Below are 25,156 nucleotides of genomic sequence, written 5' to 3' on the forward strand. Positions count from 1 at the left end.
AGTTCGGTTTGCAACGTTGTATCTGACCGCTTTGTTGTACATTTACAATGTTGTATGTCTATTCCCTGGTATGGAGTACCACGACTCCGAGAAAGCGACGGAGGTCGCCGGGCGGGTAGAGGCGTTCATGGACGACGTCGTCATCCCGCGCGAGCGCGAAGCTCTCGCCACGGGCGAGCAGATCACGATGGACGAGATCCACGACTTCTGGGAGCAGGCGAAAGAGCGCGATCTGTTCGCGCCCCAGGTTCCCGAGGAGTACGGCGGGCAGGGACTCGACTTCAGCGACATGCTGCCGTCGTTCGAACAGGTCGGACGCTCGCTCATCGGTGCACTCGCCATCCGCGCGAACGCGCCCCAGGAGGGGAACATGCACACCTTAGAGATGGTCGGCTCCGAGCAGCAGAAAGAGGAGATCCTCCGACCGCTCGTCCAGGGTGAGATCACGACCGGGTTCGCGATGACCGAGCCGAAACAGGGCGGCGGCTCGGACCCCAAAATGCTCCAGAGCACCGCCGTCAAAGACGGCGACGAGTGGGTCATCAACGCCCACAAGTGGTGGACATCGGACGGACTGGACGCCGACTACTATCTGGCGATGGTTCGGACCGACCTCGACGCCCACCCCTACTCGGGGACGTCGATCATCCTCGTTCCGTCCGACGCAGACGGCGTCGAAGTCGTCCGGAACATCCCTCACGTCGGTGGGCACGGCATCACCGAACGAACGGGCGGCCACGCCGAGGTGAAGTTCAACAACGTCCGCGTCCCCGTCGAGAACACGGTCGGTGAGGAGAACGAAGGGTTCCAGATCGCCCAGATGCGACTCGGCGGCGGGCGACTCACCCACTGTATGCGCTACTCCGGGATGGCCGAGCGCTCGCTCGAGATTGCGAAAGCCTATCTCGCCGAACGCGAGGCTTTCGGCACGACGCTCGAGGAGAAACAGGCGCTCCGACACCGGATTGCCGACGCCGAAACGCGCCTGCACGCCGCCCGCTGTATGGTTCGCCACGCTGCGCGCGAACTCGACCGCAGCGACGCGCGCATCGAGGTCGCGATGTCGAAGATGTTCACCGCAAACGTCACGAACGAGACGATCGATCTCGCACTCCAATGTCTGGGGGGCAACGGCATCGGCAAAGACCTCCCGATCGCGCACTTCTACGAGAACGTCCGCGCGTTCCGAATCGTCGACGGGGCCGACGAGGTCCACCGCCGATCGATCGCCCGCTGGGCCTTCGAGGACGTCGACGAAGCCGAGGTCGAGAACGCGCTGCAGTTCGACGAGGACCTGCGCATCGACGCACTCGACGAGTAGGCTCTCGACCGTAAGACCTGATTTTTCACGCTTCTGACGGCCGTTTCGGGAGCGAACTCTGTCACGTGCTCGCTCAACGGACCGACGTCTCGTCTTCGCGCGAGTATAGACGCTTTCGGGGAGTCGATACCGGTAAACACTTTCCAACTAATGCGAACGAACACCTATGTATTTACATTGCTGTGTTCGGTTGTGGATGATATGGAATATCACGACTCGGAGAAAGCGAAAGAGGTTGCCGGGCGGGTAGAGGCGTTCATGGACGACATCGTCATCCCGCGCGAGCGCGAGGCTCTCGCCACGGGCGAGCAGATCACGATGGACGAGATCCACGAGCTGTGGGAGATGGCCAAGGAACGCGACCTGTTCGCACCGCAGGTCCCCGAGGAGTACGGCGGGCAAGGATTGGACTTCAGCGACATGCTGCCGTCGTTCGAACAGGTCGGCCGCTCGCTCATCGGTGCACTCGCCATCCGCGCGAACGCGCCACAAGAAGGGAACATGCACACCTTGGAGATGGTCGGCACCGAAGCACAGAAAGAGGAGTGGCTTCGACCGCTCGTCCAGGGTGAGATTCAGACGGCGTTCGCGATGACTGAGCCGAAACAGGGCGGCGGCTCGGACCCCAAGATGCTCCAGAGCACCGCCGTCAAAGACGGCGACGAGTGGGTTATCAACGCCCACAAGTGGTGGACGTCCGACGGGCTGGACGCGGACTACTATCTGACGATGGTTCGGACGGATCTCGACGCCCACCCCTACTCGGGAACGTCGATCATCATGGTTCCCTCCGAGGCCGACGGCGTCGAAGTCGTCCGTAACGTCCCGCACCTCGGTGGGCACGGCATCACCGAGCGCTCGGGCGGCCACGCCGAGGTGAAGTTCGACAACGTTCGCGTCCCCGTCGAGAACACCATCGGCGAGGAGAACGAAGGGTTCCAGATCGCCCAGATGCGCCTCGGCGGCGGCCGACTCACCCACTGCATGCGCTACTCCGGGATGGCCGAGCGTTCGCTCGAGGTTGCGAAGGCCTACCTGCAAGAGCGCGAAGCGTTCGGGACGACGCTCGAGGAAAAACAGGCGCTCCGCCATCGGATCGCCGACGCCGAAACGCGACTCCATGCCGCCCGCTGTATGGTTCGCCACGCCGCGCGCGAACTCGACCGCAGCGACGCGCGTATCGAGGTCGCGATGTCGAAGATGTTCGCGGCGAACGTCACCAACGAGACGATCGACCTCGCGCTGCAGTGTTGTGGCGGCAACGGCATCGGCAAGGACCTCCCGATCGCGTACTTCTACGAAGCCGTCCGCCGGTTCCGTATCGTCGACGGGGCCGACGAGGTCCACCGCCGCTCGATCGCCCGCTGGGCCTTCGAGGACGTCGACGAGGCCGAGATCGAGAACTCGCTGCAGTTCGACGAGAATCTACGTATCGACGAACTGGACGAGTAACAGCAGCGTCCGTATCGTCACCGACGTTTTTCAACGGACCGTCATCCATCGTCGCTACTCGATCGACAGGCGTACGGTGGCGCGCGCTGTCGGCCGACCGAACGAACGTGAGGTCGGCCGATGTCACTGCGCGAGGGATGAGCGAGCGACCAGTGGGAGCGAGCGAATCGGCTGGGGAGGGAGTGGCCCCTCATCGTTGCCACGGTAGCAGCGTGTTAGTCCTCCGTCCAGACGGTCTCGAGTACACCGCTTGAGTCCACGTCGAAAACCGGTGAACACGATCTGAGTTCCGGTTCCGGAACCGTCAGAAGACGACTACACCCGTTCGATAATCGTCGCGATGCCCTGCCCGAAGCCGATACACATCGTCGAGAGCGCACGGTCCTGCCCGGTACGCTCGAGTTCGTGCGCCAGTTTCGTCATGAGCATCGCGCCGGTCGCCCCCAGCGGGTGGCCGTGGGCGATTGCTCCGCCGTTGACGTTCACGTTTTCCCAGGAGACGCCGGTCTCCTCGAGCCAGGCGGCGACGACCGCAGCGAACGCCTCGTTGACCTCGAAGAGATCGATGTCCTCGAGTTCGAGGTCGGTTTGCTCGAGCACCTGCTCCGTCGCCGGAATCGGGCCCGTAAGCATCGTGACGGGATCGACGCCGACGACCTCGGTCTGGACAATTCGGGCCATCGGCTCCCAGCCGTGTTCCTCGGCGGCTTCCTCGCTGGCGACCAGCAGGGCCGACGAGCCGTCGACGATGCCCGAGGCGTTGCCCGGATGATGCCGGCCGTTGCCCTCCTCGCGGAACGAAAGCGGGAGGTTCGACAGCGTCTCGAGGTCGGTCTCCGGCCGCGGGTGTTCGTCCTGCTCGACGGTGATCGACTCGCCGTCCAACTCGGTCTCGACGGGAACGATCTGGCCGTCGTACCGACCCGCTTCCCAGGCCTCGCCCCACCGTCGTTGGGAGTCGACCGCGATCTCGTCGAGCTCCTCGCGGGAGAAGCCGTACTCTTCGGCGATCCGTTCAGCGCCCTCGCCCTGGTGGGTCAGCTCGTCGAAGTGCTCGAAGTAGGTGTCCGTGACGGCGCTCTTGCCGTCCACGCCGTCGGCCCCGTCGGACCCCATCGGGACGCGAGTCATGTGCTCGACGCCGCCGGCGATCAGCACGTCGTGCTGGCCGGCCATGACGTTCGCCGCGGCGAAGTTGAGCGCCTGCTGTCCGGAGCCGCACATTCGGTTGAGCTGCACGCCGGGAACGACGTCGCCCCAGCCGGCGACCATCGGCGCGAGCCGTCCGATGTTGAGCCCCTGCTCGTCGATCGGCGTCACGCAGCCGTAGATCACGTCCTCGATCGTCTCGGGCTCGAAGTCGTTGCGCGCTCGAACCGCCTCGAGCGGTTTCGCCGCCAGATCCTGCGGATGCGTGTCGCGGAACGAGCCGTCTCGCTTGCCGAAGGGCGTTCGAACCGCGTCGACGATGACTGCCTCGTGCATGGTATAGATCGACTACCACGGCGAGCCTGAAAATGGTTCTGTCCGGTCGGGACCGAAACGGCTCCGTCCGGCGAGGCACGATCGACGTACTCCGTCCGGCGAGGTACGGTCGATCCACTGTCGGCCCGCTTGACTTACGCCGAATCGTAGTACCGAACTCCGTCCTCGAGCCGCGATCGAACCGTCCCTTCGCGCTCGAGTACCTCGAGCGCGCCGACGAGTTCGGGAAGCACCCGCGCCCGTTCGCTGAAACTGTCGGTCAACTCGTCTGCGAGGTCCGTCGCGGTGGTGGTCCCGTCGCGGCCCGCGAGGGCGTCGGCGCAGCCGTCGATCCGGTCCTCGAGGTCCGCGACCGAGCGCTCGAGGGTCTCGTGATAGCTCTCGTGGATCGGGCCGTGGCCGGGATAGACGCGGTCGAAGTCGTAGCGTTGCAGTCGCTCGAGCGCGTCGATGAAGGCGTCGATCCCGTCGCGGACGCCGTCGTCGAAGTTGACGTGGATCGCCGCCGCGCGGAACGGCTCGACGGCCATGTCGCCGGCGAAGACGACCCGTTCGTCGCCGAGCGTCGTCCCGTAACAGTGGTGGGTGACGTGGTGGCCCGGCGTGTAGATGGGGTCGAACTCCCGTTCCCCGACGCGTATCGGCTCGTCGTCGTCGACCCAGACGTCGACCGCCTCGAGCGCCAGGGCGTCGCGATTCGATTCGTGGGCCTCGACCAGCCGGTCGACCGCGGAGTCGATGTACGCCGGGTCGACCCCCGCCTCGGCCAGATTCCGCCTCGTCGCGGCTTCGACGGTCTCGAGATCCCGCGCGAAGCGCTCCCGAATTCGCGTCGGCGCGTGAACGGTCGGATCGCCGGCCTCGCACAGCGTTTCGATCTGCCCGACGTGGTCCGTATGCGAGTGGGTGAGCAGCAGATGGTCGACGTCTTCCGGGACGTATCCGTGGCTGTCGAGCCCGTCGATCAGCTCCGCTCGGCCCTGCTCGCCGGCCATTCCGGCGTCGATCAGGATCGGTTCGTCACCGTCGAGGAGATACGCCGCCGCGTGGCCCGGGGGCCAGTCGACGGTGAACTCGAGGCGGTGAACGCGTGACCGGTCGTCCGCCGCGTCCGGCCGGTTCGTCCGTGACACGAACTCCCATACGGACGCCACCGCTGATACGTTTTGCGACCCGGCAAGCCGTACACGGTTCCGTGACCGTTTCCGGTCGGCTCGTCGGAGCGATTCGCGTACTTATTTAGTGATCGATAGTGACCATCAGACATGGACGACAGCCTCGACACGGTCGTAGTGGAGTTCGACAGCGAAACCGGCGTCGGCACGCTCACGATGAATCGACCGGACGCGCTCAACGCGCTCAGCGGACAGCTCAGAGACGACATCGTCGCCGGCCTGCAACAGCTCGAGGCCGAGAACGACGACGCCGAGGGGATCGCCCTGCGAGCCGTCGTCCTCGAAGGCGCCGGCGAGAAGGCCTTCTGTGCCGGCGCGGATATCGGCGGCTTCTCGGACGAATCGGCAGGCGGGAGTTCCGCGCCTTCCCACTACGATTTCGTCCGCGAGTTCCCGGTGCCCGTCGTCGCCAAGATCGACGGCTACTGTCTGGGCGGCGGCCTCGAGACCGCGCTCGCGTGTGACTTCCGACTGGCGAGCGAGGGCAGCACGTTCGGCTTCCCGGAGGTCAACCTCGGCATCCTCCCCGGTGCCGGCGGCGTCCAGTACGTCTCGAAACTCGCCGGCCCGTCCGTCGCGAAGGAACTCGCGATGTTCGGAAACCACATCTCGGCCGAGCGCGCCGCCGAGGAAGGCATCATCAACCACGTCTACGACGAGGACGCGTTCGACGACGAGGTCAAGGCGTTCGTCACCGAACTCGCCGGGCAGGCGCCGCTCTCGATTCAGGCGATCAAGAAATCCGCCGATATGGCGGTCCACTCGGGACTCGAGGAGGGAATCGCGTACGACGGTCAGCTCTTCGCGGAGCTCCTGAAGACCGAAGACCACGCGGAAGGCGCGGCCGCGTTCGGCGAGGACCGCGAGCCCGAGTTCCAGGGTAGATAAGCGGTCGAACGAGCACGCTGCAGATTTCTCCAGCCCGGTCAACCGCTTTGCGGTGGCGCGCGCTGTCGATCGGACCCGAGCGAAAGCGAGGGCCGAGCGACGACACCGTGCGAGGGATGAGCGAGTAAGCGAGCGAATCGGCTGGGGAGGATGTGGGACTCCTAGCCGCCAGCATGAGTAGCCATCACTATTGGCCTCTACGTCTATGAAGTTGTGACCACACTACTCAAACTGGCACCGATGATTTCCACGCCCTCCCCAGCCGATTCGCTTACTCCTTTTAGTCGTTCGCTCATCCCTCGCACGGCTTCGCGCCGTGGTTCGTCGACGGCGAACCACGACACAGCGCGCGCCACCGCCGATGGATTGCTCCGGCCGCGTAGTACGGCTCTTGCTTGATCGGCTCACCCACGAAAAAATCACGACGGATAGTGCAGCGATTCTAGTCCCACTCCTCGCCGATACCGCGCAGCGAGAACGGCCCGACGGGGAGGTTGTATCCTTCCTCGAGCGCCTTATCGACTTGGTCCTCAGTCGCGATTCCCTCGTCGACGATCTTCTGGGCCTCGGCGCGCATCGCCGCGTGACAGCGGTTCGCGATGAAGCCGTAGGAGCCCGGATCGTCGTCGATGGTGACCCGCGTCTTGTCGAGTTCGTCGACCAGTTCCTCGGCGCGCTCGACGACCGCCTCGTCGGTTTCGGGGGCTTTCACGACCTCGACCATCGACATGATCGGGACCGGATTGAAAAAGTGCATCACGGCCACGCGCGAGGGATCCGAGACGGCGTTCGCGATCGACGTCACGGAGAAGCCGCTCGTGTTCGAGTACAGCGGCTGATCGTCGGTGACCTCGTCTAAGTCACGAAAGACCTGCCCCTTGATCGAGAGCTTCTCGGTAACGGCCTCGATGACGAACTCGGTGCCGTCGGTGGCCTCCTCGAGATCCGTCGTGAACGTGAGTCGCTCGAGCGTCTCCGCCTTCTCGTCCTCGGAGAGGTAGCCGCCCTCGACGGCGTCGTTGAGACCGTAGTTCCCCTCGATGATGCGCTCTTCGGCTTCGGCGGCCAGTTCCTCGTTGATCTCCCGGACGCGAACGTCGTAGCCGTTGCGGGCGAGTACCTGCGCAATTCCAGCACCCATGATGCCGCCTCCGACGACGGCGGCTGCTTGTTGTGCCATGTCCACAACCTCCACAGTAACATTGTTAACGGTTTCGAATGGGTGCTGTGATTCCCACAAGCGGCAAGCGGACGGTCCGAGCCGAATCCGGTGGTCGAAGCCGAAACCTGAGACGCTTCAATCCGCCTTGACGGCGGACGTCGTGACCTTCGGATTCCGGAGTAACGGAACGGAGACGACCAGCAGACAGCTGAAGACGAGCGCGGCACAGAGCGCGTAGGTCCACTGGAAACCGATCGCGTCGACGGCCGGCAGCGCGACGAGCGGGCCGAGACTCAGTCCGATATCCCCCATCACGTTGTAGACGCCGCCCATCCGACCGAGTTCGTCGCCGGGCGTCAGATCGCCCAGGATCGCCATGAGCGCGGGTGCGGCGGCCCCCATCCCAAGCCCGATGAGGAAGATCGCCGCGAACAGGGCCTCGAGCGTGGGTACGTACGCGATAACCAGGAAGCCGACGCTCATCGCACAGAACGCGGGCAGCGTCAGCAGCGTCCGGTCGCTGACGCGGTCCGAGACCCGGCCCATGATCACCGTCGTCGTTCCGGACGTGAGCACGCCGACAGCCATGACGACACCGCTGACGCCCGCGGCCTCGAGCAGCGATAGCTCGAGACCGAAATCGCTCGCGTAGCGGGCGAGCGTCGCGAGGATGACCCCGCCCCAGAGGAACTGAAGGGTGAAGTTGCCGAAGCCGATGACGAGCACCGCCGGACGACCCCGGAGCAAGGTCGGCAGCTCCCGCAGCTTCGCGGAGTCGGTGTCGGCGCCGCCGTGGATGTCCGGGAGAACGAGCGTCGCGACGGTCCCCGCGATCAGCGCGAGGAGGCCGGCGGCGAGGAACGCGATCTCCATGCTCGCGATGTCGGTCAGCACCCCGCCGAGGATGAGTCCGGCCGGGAAGCCGAGCGACTGCCCGCCGCGCAGGTAGCCGACCCAGCGACCGCGATTGTCCGACGTGGTTACGTAGGTGACCGTCGCGAACGCGCCGATGAAGACGAACGCGCTGCCGATCCCCCAGAACAGCCTCGAGAGGACGAAGACGAGACCCGGAAGCGATACCTGTCCGAAAATGGGAATCGTCCCGAGTACGACTTCCGGAACGTACAGCCCGAGAATGTAGCCGAAGGGCGCGAGCGCCTGCGTGAAGAGCCCGACGATCATCGGCGTTCGCGCGCCGACGCGGTCGATGATCGTCCCGGCCGGCGTGTTCATGAACAGCCGCGCGATGCGGTTAGCCGAGAGGATCACGCTGAGCATCAGCGTCGAGATGATCAGCCGCTCGTCGAGCAGCGGCAGCGTCGGAAAGGCGACGCCGGTGGCGACGCCACCGAAGAAGATCCCGGCGATGACCGCGAGGGCGATCGTCCTGATCTCGCCGGACGAGTACGTGTCGTCGTCGGTCATCTGGTTCGGTTCACCGTTTCGGTCTCGCTGTGTTCAAGGTTGTGTTCGATCGGTGTGGCGATTGCCGGTTCTCGCAGCCATCCTGCAGATCGCCGTCGTTGCTGTTGGCGGATCTCGATTCGAGTTCCGTTTCGGAGTCGACGCACGGACGACGTGATACCACGCGTATCGCCTCAGTCCGTGTCGTAGCACGTCTGTCGCCTCAGTCCGTGTCGTACGTCTCCCGAAACTCCTCGCGAAGGATCGTCTTGCGAATCTTGCCGCTCCCGGTCTTGGGCAGTTCCTCGCGAACCTCGACGTACCGCGGGTGTTTGTACGGGGCGAGTTCGCCGAGGACGTAGGCTTCGACCTCGTCCGCCTCGAGTGATTCCTCGTCGGTCGGGACGACCGCCGCGGCGACGGTCTCGCCCCGGCGCTCGTCGGGGACGCCGAAGACGGCGGCCTCGAGCACCGCCGGATGGTCGTAGAGCGCGTTCTCGATTTCGCGGGGGTAGACGTTGTACCCAGCCGTGAGGATCATCTCCTTCTCGCGGCCCTTAATGTAGTAGTAGTTGTCCGCGTCTCGGGAGCCGATGTCGCCGCTCCGGAAGAACCCGTCCTCGGTGAACACCGCCTCGTTGGCTTCGGGGTTCTCGTAGTAGCCTTTCATCACCTGCGGTCCGGCGATGAGGATTTCGCCCTCCTCGCCGACGCCGACTTCCTCGCCGTCTTCGTCGACGATCTTCGAGCGCGTGTGGCCGACGGGCTGGCCGACGCTGCCCGGCCGATTCCCGAGCGTCGACCAGCGGACGGTGTGCGTCGCCGCCGTCGTCTCGGTCAGTCCGTACCCCTCCGAGAGCGACACGCCGAACGTCTCCTCGAACTCCTGTTGTACCGGCTTCGGGAGTTTGTCGCCACCCTGTCCGGCCCGTTCCAGCGCCTCGAGATCGTACTCGTCCGGATCGTAGGCCTCGAGCAGATCGTTGAACATCGTTGCGACGCCGACGAACGCGGGGATATCGTGCTCCTCGACGAGTTCGAGCACCCGTTCGGGATCCCACTGATCGGGCCGCATGAGGTGCAGCGTCCGACCGGCGCACAGCGAACTCATCATCTGGAGCAACCCGGTGATGTGGTACATCGGGAGGATGATCAGCCCGTCGCCCTTGATGGGACTCGCGCTGTAACTCGAGACGCTCTGGGCGATCTGGACTCGGAAGTTCCGGTGGGTAAGTAGGACGCCTTTCGGATCCCCCGTCGTCCCCGACGTGTACGGCTGGAGCAGCACGTCGTCGTCCGACCGTTCGACGAGGCCGCCGTCACCGTCGGTTGCACGATCGCTTGCTGCGAGCGCGGGCAGAGACTCGTGACTGCTGTCGGCGCTCGTGCTGACGAGTTCGGCCTCGAGGTCCGCGACCGCACTGACGACGTGATCGCTAGCCTCGTCCGCGACGACGACGGCCGCCGCGTCGGCGTGGTCAACCTGGTACTCGATTTCGCGGCGTCGATAGGCCGGGTTCAGCGGGCTGGCGACGATACCGCCCCGACAGCACGCCCAGACGACCGCACAGAAGGCGATGCCGTTCGGAATGTAGACGCAGACGCGGTCGTCGGGCTCGAGTCCGAGCGCTCGGAATCCGCGCGTGTATCGTTCGACGAGATCGGCGAACGCCCGGTACGTAACGGTCTCGCCGGCGTGCTCGATTGCAATCTGGTCGGGCCGTTCGGCGACCGCTCTGTCCAGTAGTCGGGCGACGTTCCCATCGTACGGCGACTCGAGGAGCGTCTCCGCTGGAACCAGCTCGAGGTCCTCCATATGACCGCAGATTTGTCGATAACACTGAAAAGCGTATGGGTTCTGGTAACATGGGTCGATCTAAGGATCGAGTGCGGACTCGGTCGGCTCACTCCGACAGTCGCGGCGTTCCCTTGATCGTCATCGTCTCGCCGACGATGTACGACGAGGCGGGACTCGCGAGGAACTGCGCGAGGTCGGCGACCTCCTCGGGGGTGCCGATCGTTCGATCGGCGGTCGTCCGGTCGATTTCGGCGGCGTCGTCCTCGACGCCCATCTGGGACTTGACGCCCTCCGTCGCGACCAGACCGGGCGCGATGCAGTTGACCCAGACGTCGTCTTCGGCCCAGTCGGCGGCGAGCGACGACGTGAAGTTGATGACCGCTGCTTTCGCGGCGCCGTAGGGGCTCATCCGCCTCGAGCCGCGCTGGCCGGCGACGCTCGCGATGTTGATGATCTTGCCCCCGCCGTTCTCGCGCATGTACGCTCCCGCAGCCTGACAGCCGTGGAACGTGCCGTGGAGGTTGATGTCGACGATGGTCTTCCAGCCGTTCTCGCTGATCTCTGCCACCGGGGCCTGAAAACTCGCGCCCGCGTTGTTGATGAACACGTCGAGCGAGCCGAATTTCTCAACAGTTCGCTCGACCAATTCGTCGACCGACTCGCGGTCGCGAACGTCGCACTCGATGGCGAGCGCTTCCCCGTCCGCTTCGCTCTCGTTGATCCCGTCCGCGACGGGTTCGACGTTCTCGAGTTCCCGGGACGTGACGACGACGTTCGCGCCGTCGTCGGCGAACTGTTCGACCATCGCCTTCCCGAGACCGCTCGAGGAGCCGGTGACGACCGCCGTCCGTCCCTCGAGGCTGAACTGGCTGGTCGTCATCCGTCGGTCCTCTCGATCGGTCGGGAGCGTTTCGACTCCAGCGTGGTATTTGCTGACATGGTGCAACAGTTGGTTCGACGATCCGTCAAATAAGTCATTCGACCGGTCACGTACTCGAGAGTCGGGTGCAGGTCACCGCGCGTTCGCCATCCGGATGCGAGGTGAAACCGAGATCACCCGCGAGGAATACAATTATGCGTGCCGTCGAGAAACCAATCCGGCATGGAACGAACCCGGATCGAGACCCCGTCCCGAACGCGGCCGACGGATCGTCAGCACGGATCACCGCAGCGCTCGCTCGCTCGAGGTGTCGCCCGTGCCGAATAAGCCGCTGGCCGACCTCGAGGCGATGGTCGGCGACTCGAAGGTCACCGTCGAGGCGTTCCGGATCGAGGCCGGGAAGGTCGAGGAGTTCGCGCGCTCGATCACGGAGCCCGATCCGGTGTTTCGCGACGCGGACGCCGCGGCGGACCGCGGCTTCGACCGCGTTCCCGCGCCGCTGACCTATCCCCGCGTGAGCCGGTTCCCGCGATATCGGCCCGAGGATATCGAGATGTACGGCTTCGACCTCGGCTTCCAGCCCGAGTACGTTCTCCACGGCGAACAGGCCTACGAGTACGAACGCCCGCTGCAGGTCGGCGACGTGCTGACGGGGACGACGACGCTCGCCAACGTCTTCCAGCGCGAGGGCGGCCGCGGCGGGACGATGACGTTTGCCGTTTACGAGACCGAATACCGGGACGAAGACGACGACCTCGTGCTCACCGATCGCGCGACCGCCATCGAGACGTCAGGGGCCGTCCAGGACGATGGCGACGACGGCGGCGGCGAGGAGTCGACGGACTCGAGCGACGCTGATGATGCGGAGGCCGAAGCCGTCGCCAACGGCGGACGGGTTCCGGAGCCCGAATCGCTCGAGACGGTGTCGTCCGTCGACGACGTCGGCGTCGGCGATACCGGCCCGACGGTCGTCGTCGAGGACCTCGAGCGCAAACACTTCGTCAAGTACGCGGGTGCCAGCGGGGACTTCAACCCGATCCACTACGACGAGCCCTACGCCCGCGGGGCGGGCAACGAGAGCGTCTTCGGACAGGGGATGTTCACGGCCGGCGTCGCCTCTCGAGTGGTGACCGACTGGTTCGGTCTCAAATCCGTCGACTCGTTCGGCGTGCGGTTCCAGTCGCAGGTCTTCCCCGGCGACGCTATCGTCGCGACCGGCGAGATCGTCGACGGCGAGTCCGACGACGGTGTCGTCGAAGTGGATCTCGAGGCGACGAACCACCACGGCGAGACGCTGCTGACCGGGTCGGCGACGGCGACGCTCGACGAGGACTGAACGGAACTGGCGTCTCGAGTCGCTGATTTTCGCGACGAGGTACTGCAGGCCGGTATCTTTCTCCGCGGTGGCGCGCACTGGCGACGGTTCCGAGCACTGCGAGGAAGCGTCGCTATCGTTGCGCGAGGGATAAGTGAACGAGCGAAGCGAGTGAGCGAATCGGTCGGGGAGGGCGTGGATATCCCTAGCCGCCAGTGTGAGTAGTTTACTCGAGTTGCAAGCATCTCAATCTAATCTGCTCGAGTTACCATCAATCCCGATTCAAACAAATGCGAAGAAGACCACCGATTCCACTCACTGCGGTACGAACACGGGTAGCGCAGCCTCGTCGGAGACCTGCCAGAACGTGACCTCGAGCGCCATCCCGATCTCCACCCTATCTGGGTCACAATCCACCAGCGCCAGCAACCGCGGCCCCTCCTCGAGATCCACCGCCGCGACGACGTACGGCGTCCGATCCCCGAAACCGGGTTCTCCCGGGACGTGACACACGGTGTACGTGTACACTTCGCCAACGCCCGAACTCGCCTCGAACGGAGGATCCACAGCCCCACAGTCGGTACAGACGGCTCGCGGGTACAACTGGGCGGTCCCACACTCCTCGCAGTGCTGGTGCACCAACTCCCCCTCGAGCGTCGCCGCCCAAAACTCGCTATTCGCCCCAGTTGGTACCGGAACCGGCCCCTCCCAGGAGTCGCGGCGATCCTCGACGGGCCCCGACTCAGCCCCCGTCATGCTTCCCTCCGGAGGACGACGGTGCTACTCGAGGACAACACGCCACCCGTCCCGTGGGCCACGGCAACCTCCGCTCCATCGACCTGCCGATCGCCGGTATAATCCCCTCGCAACTGCCGGACGGCCTCGATGAGGACGAAGACGCCGAAGTGGCCCGGATGGCAGTACGAGAGCCCGCCACCCTGCGTGTTCATCGGCAACTCGCCGCCCGGTGCGGTTGTTCCGCCCTCGACGAACGACCCGCCCTCGCCGTTCTCGCAAAAGCCGAGCTCCTCGAGGGTCACGAGCGCCGTGTAGGTAAACGAGTCGTAGAGCTGAGCCACGTCCACGTCCGCGGGCGTGATCCCGGCTTCGTCGAACGCCTTCGGCCCGGTTACCGCTGCCCCGGTCGTCGTCATATCCGGCATCTCGCTGATGTCCTGGCGGTGCGTACTGGTCGAGGCTACGCCTGCGACCGAGATCTCCGGCACGCCCAACTCCCGAGCTTTCCCCGCCGAAACCAGCACGACGGCCCCACCGCCGTCCGAGACGAGACAGCAGTCGAGCAGGTTGAACGGCTCGGCGACCGGCCGGGACTCGAGGACGTCGCCGACCGTGATTTCTTCTTGGTGGGCCGCCTTCGGGTTCATCGACGCCCACTCGCGGGTCGAGACCGCGATTTCGGCGAGTTGCTCCTCCGTCGTGCCGTACTCGTGCATATGCCGTTTCGCGGCCATCGCGTACGCACCCGGCGGGCGGAACAGTCCCGTCGGCCGGAGGAAGCCGTCGACGGGGTGGGTTACCTCGAGCGAGCGATCCCGCCCCGGACCGGTCTTGCTGGTCGAGCCGTAGGCGATTACGACGACGTCCGCCCGACCGCGGGCCATCGCGTCGCCGACGTGCCCACAAAAGTGTTCGAACGAGGAGCCGCCGATCTCGGTGCCCTCGAGCAGCGAGGGTTCCTCGAGGTCCAGATACTCCGACAACACGAGCGCGGGCATGTAGTCGTCGCCGCCCGCGACGGCGACGCCGTCGACGTCCGAGAGGGCGAGTCCGGCGTCCTCGAGCGCTCGCACCGTCGCGATCCCGGCGTTGTCGAGCCAGTTCCGATCGGGCGTCTCGCCGAGGTCGCTCTCGGCGACGCCGGCGACGATCGGCTCAGCCATGGCAGTGCCTCCGGACGGCGAATGCGGTCATACCCTGCGTTTTTCCGACGGTCGCTAAATAGGTTGTGGTAGTTTACCACGGTGGGTGGTGGCACGATCCTCATCACCCGAATTTTGGGCGTCCCTCCCGTCAGGTGGTTCGAGCGAGACAGTCGTTGAACCAAGTCGACTCGTGAGCACGCAAACTATTATGTGAGTGGGTTGAGTTATCACGGACCGTACCATGTCCGAGCCCGACGTCGAAGAGATTCGAGCACAGCTAGTCGACGCGTTCGAGGGTGCAGACTACCCCGTATCGAACCCGATGGAGTTCCTGCCGGCGCTGCCGAACGGTCCCGCCACGACGTTCGAGTCCGGCGACTTCTCGATGTCGATCATGGAGCTCCAGAACGCCTCCGACGGCGGCGACGACCGATTCCCCTACCACGGTCCGGAGGAAGTCGCCGACGACATCGTCGAGGGACTGCAGGACGCCGGCGAACTCCCGTCCGAGTAGGTCTGGGTGGTCGTTTTTTTTTTTGGCGATAGCGTCCTCGAGAAGCGAACTCGGGCGTCACCTGAGCAGTCGTATGTAGCGATCGTGTTGCGTGGGAAGATTTAATCTCGTCTGGCAAGATAGTTGGCTCGCTGTCACGAGTGACAACACAATGATGCTCACTGACGAACAAGAGATGATCCGCGACTCCGTCCGCGAGTTCATGGACGAGGAGATCGCACCCGAGTTGCCCGAAGCCGACCGAGAGCCCCTCTCGAAGGACGACGCGATCAGCTACATGCAGCAGATGGCCGAAATCGACGTCGGCCCCTACGCCGAGGAGCGCTTCGACGACCCGCTGACGAGTACGATCGTCAGCGAGGAGGTCTCGAGAGTCTGGCCGAGCCTCCAGGTGACGATGGGGATGTCACTGCCCGTAACGATGTTCGAAATCTTCTCCGAGCGGACGCGAGACGCCTACGCGGAGGAGTACGAGGACGACAGACTCGTCGGCTGTTTCGCCATCACCGAACCGGCCGGCGGCTCCGATACGAAGGTGCCGAACACCACTGCGAAAAAAGACGGCGACGAGTACGTCATCAACGGCGAGAAGACGTGGGTGTCGAACGCCCCCATCGCCGACATCGCGCTCGTCGTCGCGTGGGACGACGAGGCCGACCGGCGGGACATGTTCCTCGTCGACCAGAAAACGGCCGGGTTCGATACCCGTCCCCTCGAGAAACTCGGCTGGAAGGGGTCGCCCACGGGCCAACTGTTCTTCGACGACTGCCGCGTCCCACAGGAGAACAAGCTCTCGCGGGCGGTGATGGAGGCCATGAGCGACGGTCGGATGGGCCCGAGCGAGTCCTCGTTCGCCACCGGTGGCGGTGCCGGCGGCAATCCGCTAAACACGATGTTCGCCTCGATGCGCAACGGCATGGCCGCTATCTCGGTGGGGATCATGCAGGCGGCCTACGAGGCCGCACTAGAGTACGCGACCGACCGCGAGGTCTTCGGGAAACCGATCGGACAACAGCAGCTGATTCAGGAGAAGCTGTACGATATCCGTGCAGGTCTCGAGACGGGACGGCTCCTCACCCGCCACACCGCCCAGAAGATCGCCGAGGGCGACGAGGAGGCGCGGATGCTCTCCTCGCTGTCGAAGGGCTGGGTCTGCGAGAAATCGGTCGAGGTGGCCGACGATGCGATGCAGATCTACGGCGGGAACGGGCTGTCGACGGACTATCCCCTCGAGCGCTACTACCGGGACGCCCGCACGATGACGATCCCTGATGGCACGACCGAGATTCAGAAACTCATCGTCGGCTACGAACTGACGGATATGCAGGCCTACAAGTAGTCGGCATTCGGTCCGTTGGTATTCGGTACTGGTGATGGGTGTCCTGACTGACCGACCACCGAGAACCCGTTGCAACGATTCGTCTCAGCCGTTGGCTGACGACTCTTTTCGGATGAGGATTACGGTGTCTGTTCCCTTTCATCGTGAAAGCTGACCGCTAGATTTACGCCGTTCTGTGCATATGTTTGTCGTATGACTTTCCAGTCGTGGGTGGGGCCCGCCCGGGGGAGACGGATGGCCACGTGCGCCCATAGTGGACGCCAGTTCGACGTCTGTACGAGTCGCAAACTCGAGGGTCGGCTGTGTACGAACCGCGGACTCGAGGACCGGCGACTCAGAACCGGTGTCGCCAGTCGACGGTGCCACCGCAGATCGGATCAGCGCGGCGACGGAGTGACCGCCTGAGATGTCGGACGCAGAGTTCAGCCTGATCGACGAGAAGATCGGGCTGTTCGGCGGTACCTTGCTGATCGTCGGCAACGTCATCGCGATGACGGCGTTTCTGTTGCCCGCCCACCTCATCGCCGACGACGGACTCGGTCCCGAGGTCGCGGTCGCGATGTTGCTCGTGATCCTCCCGGTCACGTTCAGCATCCTCAGCACGCTCCAGATCGGCGGAGCCATGCCGGCCGCCGGCGGGAGCTACGTCTACGGCTCGCGGCTGATCGGCCCCTTCTTCGGCTTCCTGCTGCCGTGGCTCGTCATCCCGTCGATCTGGCTGGGCCAGCTCTATCTCGCCTTCGGCTTCGCCGAGTTCATGCAGTTTTTCCCCACCTTCGACTGGATTCCGATGTGGGCCCTGATGTACGCCGTCATGATCCCGTTTATCGCCCTCAACATTCTGGGGATACGGCTGGTCACGCAGGTCCAGATCGTGCTGGTGTCGATCATCATCGGAGGCATGTTGCTCTTCATCGTCCCGGGAACCTTCGAAATCGACACGGCGAACTACTCCGGAATGTTCGAGTCGGGGACCGGGGCCTTTTTTGTCGCTCTCGTCTCGCTTTCGATCGCGATGCACGGCTTCAACCTCGCGACGGACCTCGGTGAGGAACTCGAGGATCCGGTGACGAACATTCCGCGGGTGCTCGGACTGAGCGCCATCATCTCGATCTCGCTGATGACGGCGCTCGTCGTCGTCGCCGTCGGCGTCGTGCCGCTCGACTTCTACGTCGAGAACCGCGACGCGGGGGTCGCCTACGCCGCCTTCGAGTTCCTGCCGACCGCGGGCGCCTACCTCGTCGCGACCGCGGCCGTCGTCGGCGCGTTTACGTCGCTCAACACGCTCTATACGGCCTACTCCCGACAGCTGATGCGAGCCGCCCGCGACGAGGCGATTCCGCTGTTCTTCGCGAAACTCCACCCCGAGTACCAGACGCCCTACCGCGCGATCCTCCTGCTGGCCGTCCCCGCACTGATCATGGTCCCGCCGATCAGTTCGACGACGCCGGTCTTGATGGCCTCGGTGCTCGCGATGACGTCGCTGATCGGAGCGATCATCAGCTCCGTCGCGCTGTGGAATCTGCCCAAGCGATTCGAGCGACGCTACGAGTACTCGATCTACAAGCTGCCGTTGCCCGTCCTGAAGTTCGTCGCCGTCGCGAGCGCGCTCGTGGCGACCGTTTTCCTGGCCGGCGTCTCACTGGAGCTGGGATGGGTGCTCGGGATCATCCTCGGTTGGATGGTACTCGCCTATCCGGTCTACAAGTATCGCGTCCGCTCCCTTCGAGCGAAGAAGGGCGTCGACCTCGAGAAGCGGATGAAATCGTTACACGACTACGAGGAGGAACGCGCCGAAGCCGGTTCGCGCGCCGGTCGTGAGAACGAGTCCGACTCCGGTCGGGAAGTCGAGACCGATGCCGAAGACTGACGACCCCACCCTGCGTATCAGCTCGCGTGGACCGTCCGAAACCCACTCTCGGCCGATCAGCCGACCGCTGTCGTGCGGGTGAGCGACGATGAGCGTATTAGACTGGATTCCGACGAAACGAGTGCCCGACCCCGACCCCGAGTCGGCGTCGCCAGCGCTGCTCAAGCGTCGCGCGATCGCCACCGTGATCGATCTCGTGATCTGTTACGTCCTCATCGAGACCGCGATACTGGCGGTGTTGATGGTCGTGTTCCTCGAGTACTTCCTTGCGAACACGGGTGAAGCGATCGCACTGAGCATCGTCGGACTCGTGCCGGTGTATCTACTCTATACGTTCGTCTTCGAGTGGCGGTACGCTCGGACGCCGGGGAAGAAACGAATGGGAATTCTCGTCGTCGACGACGACGGAAGCCGGCTCTCAGCCCGTAGTGCGGCGATTCGAAACGTACTGCGGTACGTCGATTGGCTCCCCGTCGGCTACGCCCTCGGCTGGCTGTCCGTTCGCAGATCTCCACGCGGTCGGCGACTCGGTGATCGGCTCGCCGGGACGCTCGTCGTTCGTCCAGTTACGGAGGCCCAACCGCTGTATTCGACGGATCGAGCTACAGAAAACGCCGACGAACAGCCCGCTGAGTAGCGGTCAGTAGTCCGCCTGCTGATTGACCTGTTCCCACCGATCTTCGTACTGATCGACACCCCACTCGTAGACGTCTTCGGCGTCGTTGTCGTCGACGAGCAACCGGTTGACCATCTGGGCCTGAATGTCGAACGTCTGTACGTGAAGGGTCTCAGGACTCGAGACCACCTCGGGGCTGTCCATTTCGGGAACGAGCTCCTCCATGATGTACTCGTTCTTTGCGAGGAACGCGCCGTCGTGCATCTCGAAGACCTCGGCGCTGCGGTACTCCTCGTCTTCGATGATATCCTCGTACGGCGGGATAAAGCGCATCGGTTCGACGAGCGAGACGTCGACGTGATGGTCGGCACCGTACATCATCCGTTTGAAGTCGCCAGCCTCGTCGGGGTTGCTCGAACCCTCGATGATCGGCGTCCCGTTGACGAGTACCCACCCGCGCGTGATCGGATCGGATCCTTCTCGAGCCGGGATCAACGCCTGCTCCGTCGCGAGGCCGATCGGCTCCGCGGGGGTCCCGATCGTCGGGCCACAGAGCCACGCGTTGTTCATGAAACACTGGCCGAACCGGCCGCCGATCCAGTACTCGATGGTTTCCGACCAGTTCAGGCTCGACGGATCGGGCGAATACTCGGACAGTTCCTCGAGCATCTCGAGGACGGGCATGACGTGCTCTTCGTCGAACCACAGTTCGATGTCGCCGCCGTTTTCTTGCCAGACGTCGCCTCCGGAGTTGTACAGCCAGTTCGAGAAGTCCGACCCCGCTTTCCCATCCGGCTGACCCGGGATTCCGAACCCGCGCATCTCTTCGAAGTCGCCGCCGGCTTCGTCGATCGCTTCGGCGTTTGCGAGGAGTTCGTCCCACGTCTCGGGAACCTCGAGGTCGAGCGCCTCGTAGACGTCCGAGCGGTAGTTGAAACAGCCGCCCACGTAAACGCCGTGGGGGATCGAGTGCGTTTCGTCGTCCCGGTCGCCGGTCATCGGCTGGAGCGTGTACTTGAACAGTGCGTCGCCCCACTCGTCTTCTAAGTCGTCGACGACGTCGTCGACCTGTCGCGTCAGCCCCTGGTTGATCAGGTCACCGATCTCGGAGGTCGTCGCGTGGTAGAACTCGGGTGCATCGCCGGACTGCATCAGCGTCGCGAGTCGTTGTTCTCCGGTTCCCTGGAAGCCGGTGTACTCGACCTCGATCGGGACGTCCGACTGATCTTCCCAGGCTGGAATGAGTACGTCATCCCAGTGATTCTCCCAGTCATCACCGTCGAAGTCGGTCAGAACGTGTATTTCGTCGTCGTCGTCACCGCCGCCGAGACACCCCGCAAGGAGTCCAGCCGCACCGACTCCAATTCCTTGTAGTGCTCGCCGCCTGTGAATACCATTACCCGGCATGTATCGTGTGTGTTGTTAACAATCATTATAAAACTATCGTTTATTTTACCGCTTCTTTGCCGAGAAGCCGTCGTTACAACCGAACGAGACGCGTTTGGATACGGATCAGTACATCGTTCAACCGGTGTTCGGTCGGACACGGCAGCGATCACCGGTACCGAATAACGACGGACCGATCGCGATCGGCAGGGCTGTGACTACTGGATTCGGAGACCGCTTTTCGGATCGAACGCTTTCATCGCGTCCGTGTCGAACTGCAGGCCGTACTGTTGTTCTCCGCCGCGGAACCGCGGCGGCGTGACGACGGTGATCCGACCGAGCGGCGTGTCGAAGAGACTGTGGGTCTGATCACCGAGCGTTTCATCGAACACGTGGTCGCCGGTTACACCGTCGTTCGGATCCTCGACAACCGTAATGTCCTGCGGTCGAATCCCGATCCGCACGTTCCCACCCGAATACTGCGCGAGTGCGTCCGTCGTCGTGATCTGGTGGACGTCGTCGCCGATACTGAGATCGATGGTTCCGTTCTCCCGATTGACGCCCGCGTCGAAAAACTCCATATTCGGTCGTCCGATGAACTCGCCGACGAACGACGTCTGGGGTTCGTCGTACACCTCCTCCGGCGGACCGACCTGCTCGAGTTCCCCGTCGTTCATGACGGCGATCTGGTCGCTCATCGTCATCGCCTCCTCCTGATCGTGCGTCACGTACATCGTCGGACAGCCGACCTTGTCGGTCACTTCCGCGAACAGCGGCCGCAGTTCGTGTTTGAGTTTCGCGTCCAGGTCACTCATCGGCTCGTCGAACAGGAACATCGCAGGCTCTCTGACGATGGATCGTCCCAACGCGACGCGCTGTTGCTGTCCCCCCGAAAGCGAGCTTGGATGTTTGTCCAGCTGATCGACGATCTGGAGCATCTCCGCGGATTCGCGCACTCGCTCGTGGCGCTGTTCCTTGCTCATCCCCTCGAGTTTCAGCGGGTAGGCCATGTTCTCGCGGACGGTCATGTGGGGGTAGAGCGCGATATCTTGGAACAGCAGGGCGATTCCCCGTTGCTGGACCGGGAGATCGGTGACGTCGTGGTCGCCGAACATGATTTGCCCCGAGGTCGCGCTCTCGAGGCCAGCGACACAGCGTAGCGTCGTCGTTTTCCCGCATCCGGATGGACCGACGAGCGTGATGAACTCCCCGTCCTCGATGGTGAGGTTGAAGTCGTCGACGGCGACGAGCGATCCGAACTTCTTCGTGAGGTTCTGAATGTTGATTTCGACCATGGGTTCGTGTTGTGTGTGGTGTTGAAGTGGTGTGTGGTTGTCTAGCTGTGCTTCAGAGCGCCCGGATCTTGAATCCCTTCAGGAGATACGACTGCAGGAAGAACGCGAACAGCAACGCCGGTAGCGAGACGAGCAGGCTGATCGCCATGAACTCGGCCCAGCCGGTCTCCCACGAGGAGGTAAACACGCGGAAGATGCCCGGCGGGAACGTCGTGGCCTCGTTCGACGGCATCAGGATGTAGGAGATGGTGAAGTCGCCCCACGCGATCGCGAACGCGAACACCGAGTTGGCGATCATCGCCGGCTTGGTCTGTGGGACGATCACGTCCTTGAACCCCTGCCATCGCGACGCACCGGCGACCCATGCGGACTCCTCCAGCGAGGTCGGTATGGTCTGGATGTACTTCCACATCAGCCAGACTGCAAACGGCATCGACAACGCGCTCAGCGCGATGATCAGTCCGACGTACCTGTTCAGGAGCCCGAGGTAGTCCCAGATGAGATACAGGGGGATCGCGATCACGATCGGGCTGAACATGTAGCCCACCAGCAGGAAGCGGGCCACCTTGACCTTGTGTTTGTAGTCGAACCGCGCGAGACCGTAGCCGGCGATCAGCGAGACCACGATAACGGTGATGACGACCCCAGTGGTAACGATGATACTGTTGAGGAGGTATCGACCGACCGTTGGGTTGAAGACGATATCGAACTGCTCGACCGTGAACGTCTCCGGGGTCGGCAGGAACGTGATCCCGTCCTGAATACCCTCACGCGTCGTGAACGCGCTCTGGGCCATCCAGTACAGCGGGAACGCGAGGATCAGCAGCAACGTTGCCACGCTGCCGTAGAGGCCCGCTCGGTAGATGATGCTGCGGTAGGTGTGTGAGACCCGGAACGTGCGACCGAACGCCGGCTGGTCGGATTCCTCTTCGGTGCTCATGTTTCCACCTCCTCGCTCGGATTGGCGTACTTCAGGTAGACCAGCCCGAACGCGAGCAGGAACAGGAACATCACGATGGCAATCGCGTTACCCATGCCGTAGGCGCCCAGATCGAACGTCTCCCGGTAGGCGAGGATCGGCATCGTCGTGGTTGCGCTGCCCGGCCCACCCTGGGTGAGCTGCCAGATGATGTCGTACTTGTTGAACATGAACACCGCGCGGAGGAAGATCACGACCAGTATGGCTCCGTAAATACGCGGAAGCGTGATATCCCGGAACATCTCCCACGTCGTCGCCCCACAGACCTTCGCCGCCTCGTAGAAGCGGTCCGGAATCGACTGGAGTTGGGCGAGCGTAAACAGCGTCACGAACGCCGAGAACTTCCAGCTACTGATGATGACGACCGTGATCATCGAGAGGCTCGTGTTCCCGAGCAGGTAGTCGTCCCAGAGACCCAGTGAGCTCCCGGCCGCGTGTAGGACACCGTCGTAGGGATCCAGCATGAACAGGAACATCATCGTGACGATGATCGTCGGAATGAGGTACGACGTGAACACGAGCGTACTCAGGATTCGGCTCCCGCGGGAGATCTTGTTCAGGACGAGCGCCATCCAGATACCGACCGTGAGCTGAATGACCGTCGATCCGATCATGAACACGAACCCGCGCCACATCGAGCCCCAGAATCGATCGAGCTGGAAGACCTCGATGTAGTTGTCGAATCCGACGAACTCCCACTGTGGGTTCAACAGGGGAACGCTGTGGAGTGATGCCAGGATTGCAAAGCCAATCGGGATCAGTGCAACGAGCGTATACAGGGCCACTACTGGCAGAATTGTCAGCCAGCCCCAGAAGTCGTCTGAGGTAATTTCGAACCTCCCGATCGAAAACCCGTCGTCGTAGAACCGACGAGATCGATCTAGTGGCTCGAGATCGGTTGCCATGCCATCACAATACACAAGGTATATGTTAACAGTTTCGCTGTTGGCAGGATGAGTAGCCGTTCACAGATTCTTACAAAAGCCACACTATCTCGACCACTATCCGATTTAGTCGAGTATACAGTACCTTATTCGCCAAGAAGTGTCTAAAAGGCCATTTCCTTCCACAACGAGTCGTTCGAAGTTGGCACGATGATCGGTCGCAGATTACCAAATACAACCGGTTTACAGTTCCTCTAGCGGCGCCACTCGAGCGACGGAACCACCTGATGACGAGACGGCAGCTATCTCTGGGGCGGGGATACCAGCTATCCCTAGGGCCGAGATACCAGTGATACCAGGTATCGACACGCACTATTTTACCAGTTCCGGCAGTACGGTAGGCCATGGAACGACGACACGGGCCTCAGTTGCGAAGACGGTGTCAGCTACTCAGCAAGCGGTCACGGTCGACCGACCATCGACGCGGTCGGCAACAGCGGACGGATACCGCCGGCCGGAACCGGCAGGAACGAGCCGACGGGGCAGGCTCCCGGACGGTGAGCGTATGACCATCGTCGTTACACCCTACGTATTCGGGGGCGGTGGCCCGATTCTGCTCGAGGAGATCCGCCACCGCCGGTCCGACATCGACCTGGTGCATCCCGACGAGGACGATCTGCTCGAGGTAGTCGCCGAGGCGGAGATCGTCGTGACCGGTCGACTCCCCGAGGAGGTGCTGGCCGCGGCCGACGATCTGCGTTGGGTGCAGGCGCTCAGCGCCGGGACGGACGCCTACGATCACGACGCGCTCGACGCTCGCGACGTCGCGCTGACGACGGTTTCGGGGATCCACGCGAAGCCGATCGCCCAGCAGGTGTTGGGCTATCTGCTCCACTTCGAACGGCGATTCGATCGCGCGATCGCCCAACAACGAAGGAAGACGTGGGAGCGATACACCGGCGGTGAGCTCGGCGACCACACGGTCGGAATCGTCGGCCTCGGCGCGATCGGGTCGCAGATCGCAGACTACTGTACCGCGTTCGACGCCCGCGTGATCGGAACGAAACGCGATCCGACCGACGCTCCGGCGGCCGTCGACGCCGTCTACGGTCCGGACGGGCTCGAGACCGTCCTCGCCGAGAGCGACTACCTCGTGCTCGCCTGCCCGCTCACCGAGGAGACGCGCGGACTGATCGACGCGGAGGCGCTGGCGACGCTCGCCGACGATGCCGTCCTCGTCAACATCGCCCGCGGCGAGGTCGTCGATCAGGAAGCGCTCGTGGACGCCCTCGAGGCCGACGAACTCGGCGGTGCTGCGTTAGACGTCTTCGAGGAGGAACCGCTGCCCGAGGCGTCACCGTTGTGGGACCGCGACGACGTGCTCGTGACGCCACACATGGCCGGATCGACCCCCCACTACTGGGAGCGCTGTGCCGACGTGTTCGTCCGGAACTACGACCGATTCCGGGACGGCGAGGCCCTCGAGAACCGGGTCGTCTGAGTCGAGTGC

At 63.6% G+C, this 25,156-nt stretch carries 21 protein-coding genes; 9 read left to right on the plus strand and 12 right to left on the minus strand.

From position 1 onward, the window contains the following. Window positions 1-70 precede the first annotated feature (70 nt). Together BLT08_RS05145 and BLT08_RS05150 are read left to right on the plus strand one after the other, a co-directional pair. A complete protein-coding gene (locus BLT08_RS05145) occupies window positions 71-1,321 on the plus strand; it encodes an acyl-CoA dehydrogenase family protein (RefSeq protein WP_090303675.1) in 1,251 nt (416 codons plus the stop codon). A 201-nt stretch (window positions 1,322-1,522) separates the two neighbouring features. Beyond that, on the plus strand, window positions 1,523-2,773 hold the full coding sequence (locus BLT08_RS05150; protein WP_090303676.1) for an acyl-CoA dehydrogenase family protein: 1,251 nt from the start codon (window positions 1,523-1,525) through the stop codon (window positions 2,771-2,773). A gap of 315 nt (window positions 2,774-3,088) precedes the next feature. Here BLT08_RS05150 and BLT08_RS05155 read toward each other — a convergent pair whose 3' ends face one another. Both BLT08_RS05155 and BLT08_RS05160 read right to left on the minus strand, forming a co-directional pair. Next, window positions 3,089-4,258, minus strand: a complete 1,170-nt coding sequence (locus BLT08_RS05155) for a thiolase family protein (RefSeq protein WP_090303677.1) — start codon at window positions 4,256-4,258, stop codon at window positions 3,089-3,091. A 134-nt stretch (window positions 4,259-4,392) separates the two neighbouring features. Further along, window positions 4,393-5,391 carry an MBL fold metallo-hydrolase gene (locus BLT08_RS05160; protein WP_090303678.1) on the minus strand — a complete coding sequence of 333 codons (999 nt, stop codon included), beginning with the start codon at window positions 5,389-5,391 and terminating at the stop codon, window positions 4,393-4,395. A 132-nt stretch (window positions 5,392-5,523) separates the two neighbouring features. On the opposite strand from BLT08_RS05160, the gene BLT08_RS05165 reads away from it, so the two are divergent. Beyond that, window positions 5,524-6,321, plus strand: a complete 798-nt coding sequence (locus tag BLT08_RS05165) for an enoyl-CoA hydratase/isomerase family protein (protein WP_090303679.1) — start codon at window positions 5,524-5,526, stop codon at window positions 6,319-6,321. 442 nt (window positions 6,322-6,763) lie between these two features. Here the strand turns inward: BLT08_RS05165 and BLT08_RS05170 are convergent, their stop codons facing one another. The 4 genes from BLT08_RS05170 to BLT08_RS05185 form a co-directional block, all read right to left on the minus strand. Further along, window positions 6,764-7,501, minus strand: a complete 738-nt coding sequence (locus BLT08_RS05170) for a 3-hydroxyacyl-CoA dehydrogenase family protein (RefSeq protein WP_090303680.1) — start codon at window positions 7,499-7,501, stop codon at window positions 6,764-6,766. Between the two features lie 117 nt (window positions 7,502-7,618). Continuing rightward, a complete protein-coding gene (locus tag BLT08_RS05175) occupies window positions 7,619-8,908 on the minus strand; it encodes an MFS transporter (protein WP_090303681.1) in 1,290 nt (429 codons plus the stop codon). Between the two features lie 202 nt (window positions 8,909-9,110). Then, window positions 9,111-10,703, minus strand: coding sequence for a class I adenylate-forming enzyme family protein (locus BLT08_RS05180; protein WP_090303682.1), 1,593 nt, complete (start codon window positions 10,701-10,703; stop codon window positions 9,111-9,113). 88 nt (window positions 10,704-10,791) lie between these two features. Continuing rightward, complete coding sequence (locus tag BLT08_RS05185) at window positions 10,792-11,565, minus strand: SDR family NAD(P)-dependent oxidoreductase (RefSeq protein WP_090303683.1); 774 nt, start codon at window positions 11,563-11,565, stop codon at window positions 10,792-10,794. Window positions 11,566-11,881: 316 nt separating this feature from the next. Here BLT08_RS05185 and BLT08_RS05190 point away from each other — a divergent pair, with 316 nt between their 5' ends. Beyond that, on the plus strand, window positions 11,882-12,901 hold the full coding sequence (locus BLT08_RS05190; RefSeq protein WP_245724146.1) for an FAS1-like dehydratase domain-containing protein: 1,020 nt from the start codon (window positions 11,882-11,884) through the stop codon (window positions 12,899-12,901). A gap of 294 nt (window positions 12,902-13,195) precedes the next feature. Here the strand turns inward: BLT08_RS05190 and BLT08_RS05195 are convergent, their stop codons facing one another. Continuing rightward, window positions 13,196-13,636 (minus strand): Zn-ribbon domain-containing OB-fold protein, encoded by a 441-nt coding sequence (locus BLT08_RS05195; RefSeq protein ID WP_090303685.1) that lies wholly within the window; start codon window positions 13,634-13,636, stop codon window positions 13,196-13,198. Then, a complete protein-coding gene (locus BLT08_RS05200; protein ID WP_090303686.1) occupies window positions 13,633-14,781 on the minus strand; it encodes an acetyl-CoA acetyltransferase in 1,149 nt (382 codons plus the stop codon). Before BLT08_RS05200 ends, BLT08_RS05195 begins: the two co-directional genes overlap by 4 nt. Before the next feature lie 223 nt (window positions 14,782-15,004). Here BLT08_RS05200 and BLT08_RS05205 point away from each other — a divergent pair, with 223 nt between their 5' ends. From BLT08_RS05205 to BLT08_RS05220, 4 genes are all read left to right on the plus strand, one after another. After that, window positions 15,005-15,277: an MTH865 family protein gene (locus BLT08_RS05205; protein WP_090303687.1), complete on the plus strand. Its 273-nt coding sequence runs from the start codon at window positions 15,005-15,007 to the stop codon at window positions 15,275-15,277. 151 nt (window positions 15,278-15,428) lie between these two features. Further along, a complete protein-coding gene (locus tag BLT08_RS05210) occupies window positions 15,429-16,616 on the plus strand; it encodes an acyl-CoA dehydrogenase family protein (RefSeq protein ID WP_090303688.1) in 1,188 nt (395 codons plus the stop codon). 406 nt (window positions 16,617-17,022) lie between these two features. Beyond that, window positions 17,023-18,486, plus strand: a complete 1,464-nt coding sequence (locus BLT08_RS05215) for an APC family permease (protein WP_090303689.1) — start codon at window positions 17,023-17,025, stop codon at window positions 18,484-18,486. Window positions 18,487-18,574: 88 nt separating this feature from the next. Further along, window positions 18,575-19,123 (plus strand): RDD family protein, encoded by a 549-nt coding sequence (locus tag BLT08_RS05220; protein ID WP_090303690.1) that lies wholly within the window; start codon window positions 18,575-18,577, stop codon window positions 19,121-19,123. A 3-nt stretch (window positions 19,124-19,126) separates the two neighbouring features. On the opposite strand, the gene BLT08_RS05225 is transcribed toward BLT08_RS05220, so the two are convergent. The 4 genes from BLT08_RS05225 to BLT08_RS05240 form a co-directional block, all read right to left on the minus strand. Beyond that, window positions 19,127-20,509 (minus strand): ABC transporter substrate-binding protein, encoded by a 1,383-nt coding sequence (locus BLT08_RS05225; protein ID WP_245724147.1) that lies wholly within the window; start codon window positions 20,507-20,509, stop codon window positions 19,127-19,129. A 197-nt stretch (window positions 20,510-20,706) separates the two neighbouring features. Then, on the minus strand, window positions 20,707-21,783 hold the full coding sequence (locus BLT08_RS05230; RefSeq protein WP_090303691.1) for an ABC transporter ATP-binding protein: 1,077 nt from the start codon (window positions 21,781-21,783) through the stop codon (window positions 20,707-20,709). Window positions 21,784-21,835: 52 nt separating this feature from the next. Further along, on the minus strand, window positions 21,836-22,723 hold the full coding sequence (locus tag BLT08_RS05235; protein WP_090303692.1) for a carbohydrate ABC transporter permease: 888 nt from the start codon (window positions 22,721-22,723) through the stop codon (window positions 21,836-21,838). Beyond that, complete coding sequence (locus BLT08_RS05240; protein ID WP_090303693.1) at window positions 22,720-23,667, minus strand: carbohydrate ABC transporter permease; 948 nt, start codon at window positions 23,665-23,667, stop codon at window positions 22,720-22,722. The genes BLT08_RS05235 and BLT08_RS05240 overlap by 4 nt, the downstream gene beginning before the upstream one ends. Window positions 23,668-24,211: 544 nt before the next feature. On the opposite strand from BLT08_RS05240, the gene BLT08_RS05245 reads away from it, so the two are divergent. Beyond that, on the plus strand, window positions 24,212-25,147 hold the full coding sequence (locus tag BLT08_RS05245) for a D-2-hydroxyacid dehydrogenase (protein ID WP_090303694.1): 936 nt from the start codon (window positions 24,212-24,214) through the stop codon (window positions 25,145-25,147). The last annotated feature ends 9 nt before the right edge of the window (window positions 25,148-25,156 follow it).

The sequence above is a fragment of the Natronorubrum texcoconense genome (genome assembly GCF_900100335.1).
In the GTDB taxonomy this organism is placed as follows: Archaea; Halobacteriota; Halobacteria; order Halobacteriales; family Natrialbaceae; genus Natronorubrum; species Natronorubrum texcoconense.

Excerpts from the sequence above, each read along its gene's own strand:
- BLT08_RS05240 (WP_090303693.1), bottom strand. The coding sequence starts at position 23,667 with ATGGCAACCGATCTCGAGCCACTAGATCGATCTCGTCGGTTCTACGAC.
- BLT08_RS05195 (WP_090303685.1), bottom strand. The coding sequence starts at position 13,636 with ATGACGGGGGCTGAGTCGGGGCCCGTCGAGGATCGCCGCGACTCCTGG.
- BLT08_RS05180 (WP_090303682.1), bottom strand. The coding sequence starts at position 10,703 with ATGGAGGACCTCGAGCTGGTTCCAGCGGAGACGCTCCTCGAGTCGCCG.
- BLT08_RS05235 (WP_090303692.1), bottom strand. The coding sequence starts at position 22,723 with ATGAGCACCGAAGAGGAATCCGACCAGCCGGCGTTCGGTCGCACGTTC.
- BLT08_RS05245 (WP_090303694.1), top strand. The coding sequence starts at position 24,212 with ATGACCATCGTCGTTACACCCTACGTATTCGGGGGCGGTGGCCCGATT.
- BLT08_RS05205 (WP_090303687.1), top strand. The coding sequence starts at position 15,005 with ATGTCCGAGCCCGACGTCGAAGAGATTCGAGCACAGCTAGTCGACGCG.
- BLT08_RS05175 (WP_090303681.1), bottom strand. The coding sequence starts at position 8,908 with ATGACCGACGACGACACGTACTCGTCCGGCGAGATCAGGACGATCGCC.
- BLT08_RS05220 (WP_090303690.1), top strand. The coding sequence starts at position 18,575 with ATGAGCGTATTAGACTGGATTCCGACGAAACGAGTGCCCGACCCCGAC.
- BLT08_RS05155 (WP_090303677.1), bottom strand. The coding sequence starts at position 4,258 with ATGCACGAGGCAGTCATCGTCGACGCGGTTCGAACGCCCTTCGGCAAG.
- BLT08_RS05145 (WP_090303675.1), top strand. The coding sequence starts at position 71 with ATGGAGTACCACGACTCCGAGAAAGCGACGGAGGTCGCCGGGCGGGTA.
- BLT08_RS05200 (WP_090303686.1), bottom strand. The coding sequence starts at position 14,781 with ATGGCTGAGCCGATCGTCGCCGGCGTCGCCGAGAGCGACCTCGGCGAG.
- BLT08_RS05185 (WP_090303683.1), bottom strand. The coding sequence starts at position 11,565 with ATGACGACCAGCCAGTTCAGCCTCGAGGGACGGACGGCGGTCGTCACC.
- BLT08_RS05150 (WP_090303676.1), top strand. The coding sequence starts at position 1,523 with ATGGAATATCACGACTCGGAGAAAGCGAAAGAGGTTGCCGGGCGGGTA.
- BLT08_RS05165 (WP_090303679.1), top strand. The coding sequence starts at position 5,524 with ATGGACGACAGCCTCGACACGGTCGTAGTGGAGTTCGACAGCGAAACC.
- BLT08_RS05170 (WP_090303680.1), bottom strand. The coding sequence starts at position 7,501 with ATGGCACAACAAGCAGCCGCCGTCGTCGGAGGCGGCATCATGGGTGCT.
- BLT08_RS05215 (WP_090303689.1), top strand. The coding sequence starts at position 17,023 with ATGTCGGACGCAGAGTTCAGCCTGATCGACGAGAAGATCGGGCTGTTC.
- BLT08_RS05225 (WP_245724147.1), bottom strand. The coding sequence starts at position 20,509 with ATGCCGGGTAATGGTATTCACAGGCGGCGAGCACTACAAGGAATTGGA.
- BLT08_RS05230 (WP_090303691.1), bottom strand. The coding sequence starts at position 21,783 with ATGGTCGAAATCAACATTCAGAACCTCACGAAGAAGTTCGGATCGCTC.
- BLT08_RS05210 (WP_090303688.1), top strand. The coding sequence starts at position 15,429 with ATGATGCTCACTGACGAACAAGAGATGATCCGCGACTCCGTCCGCGAG.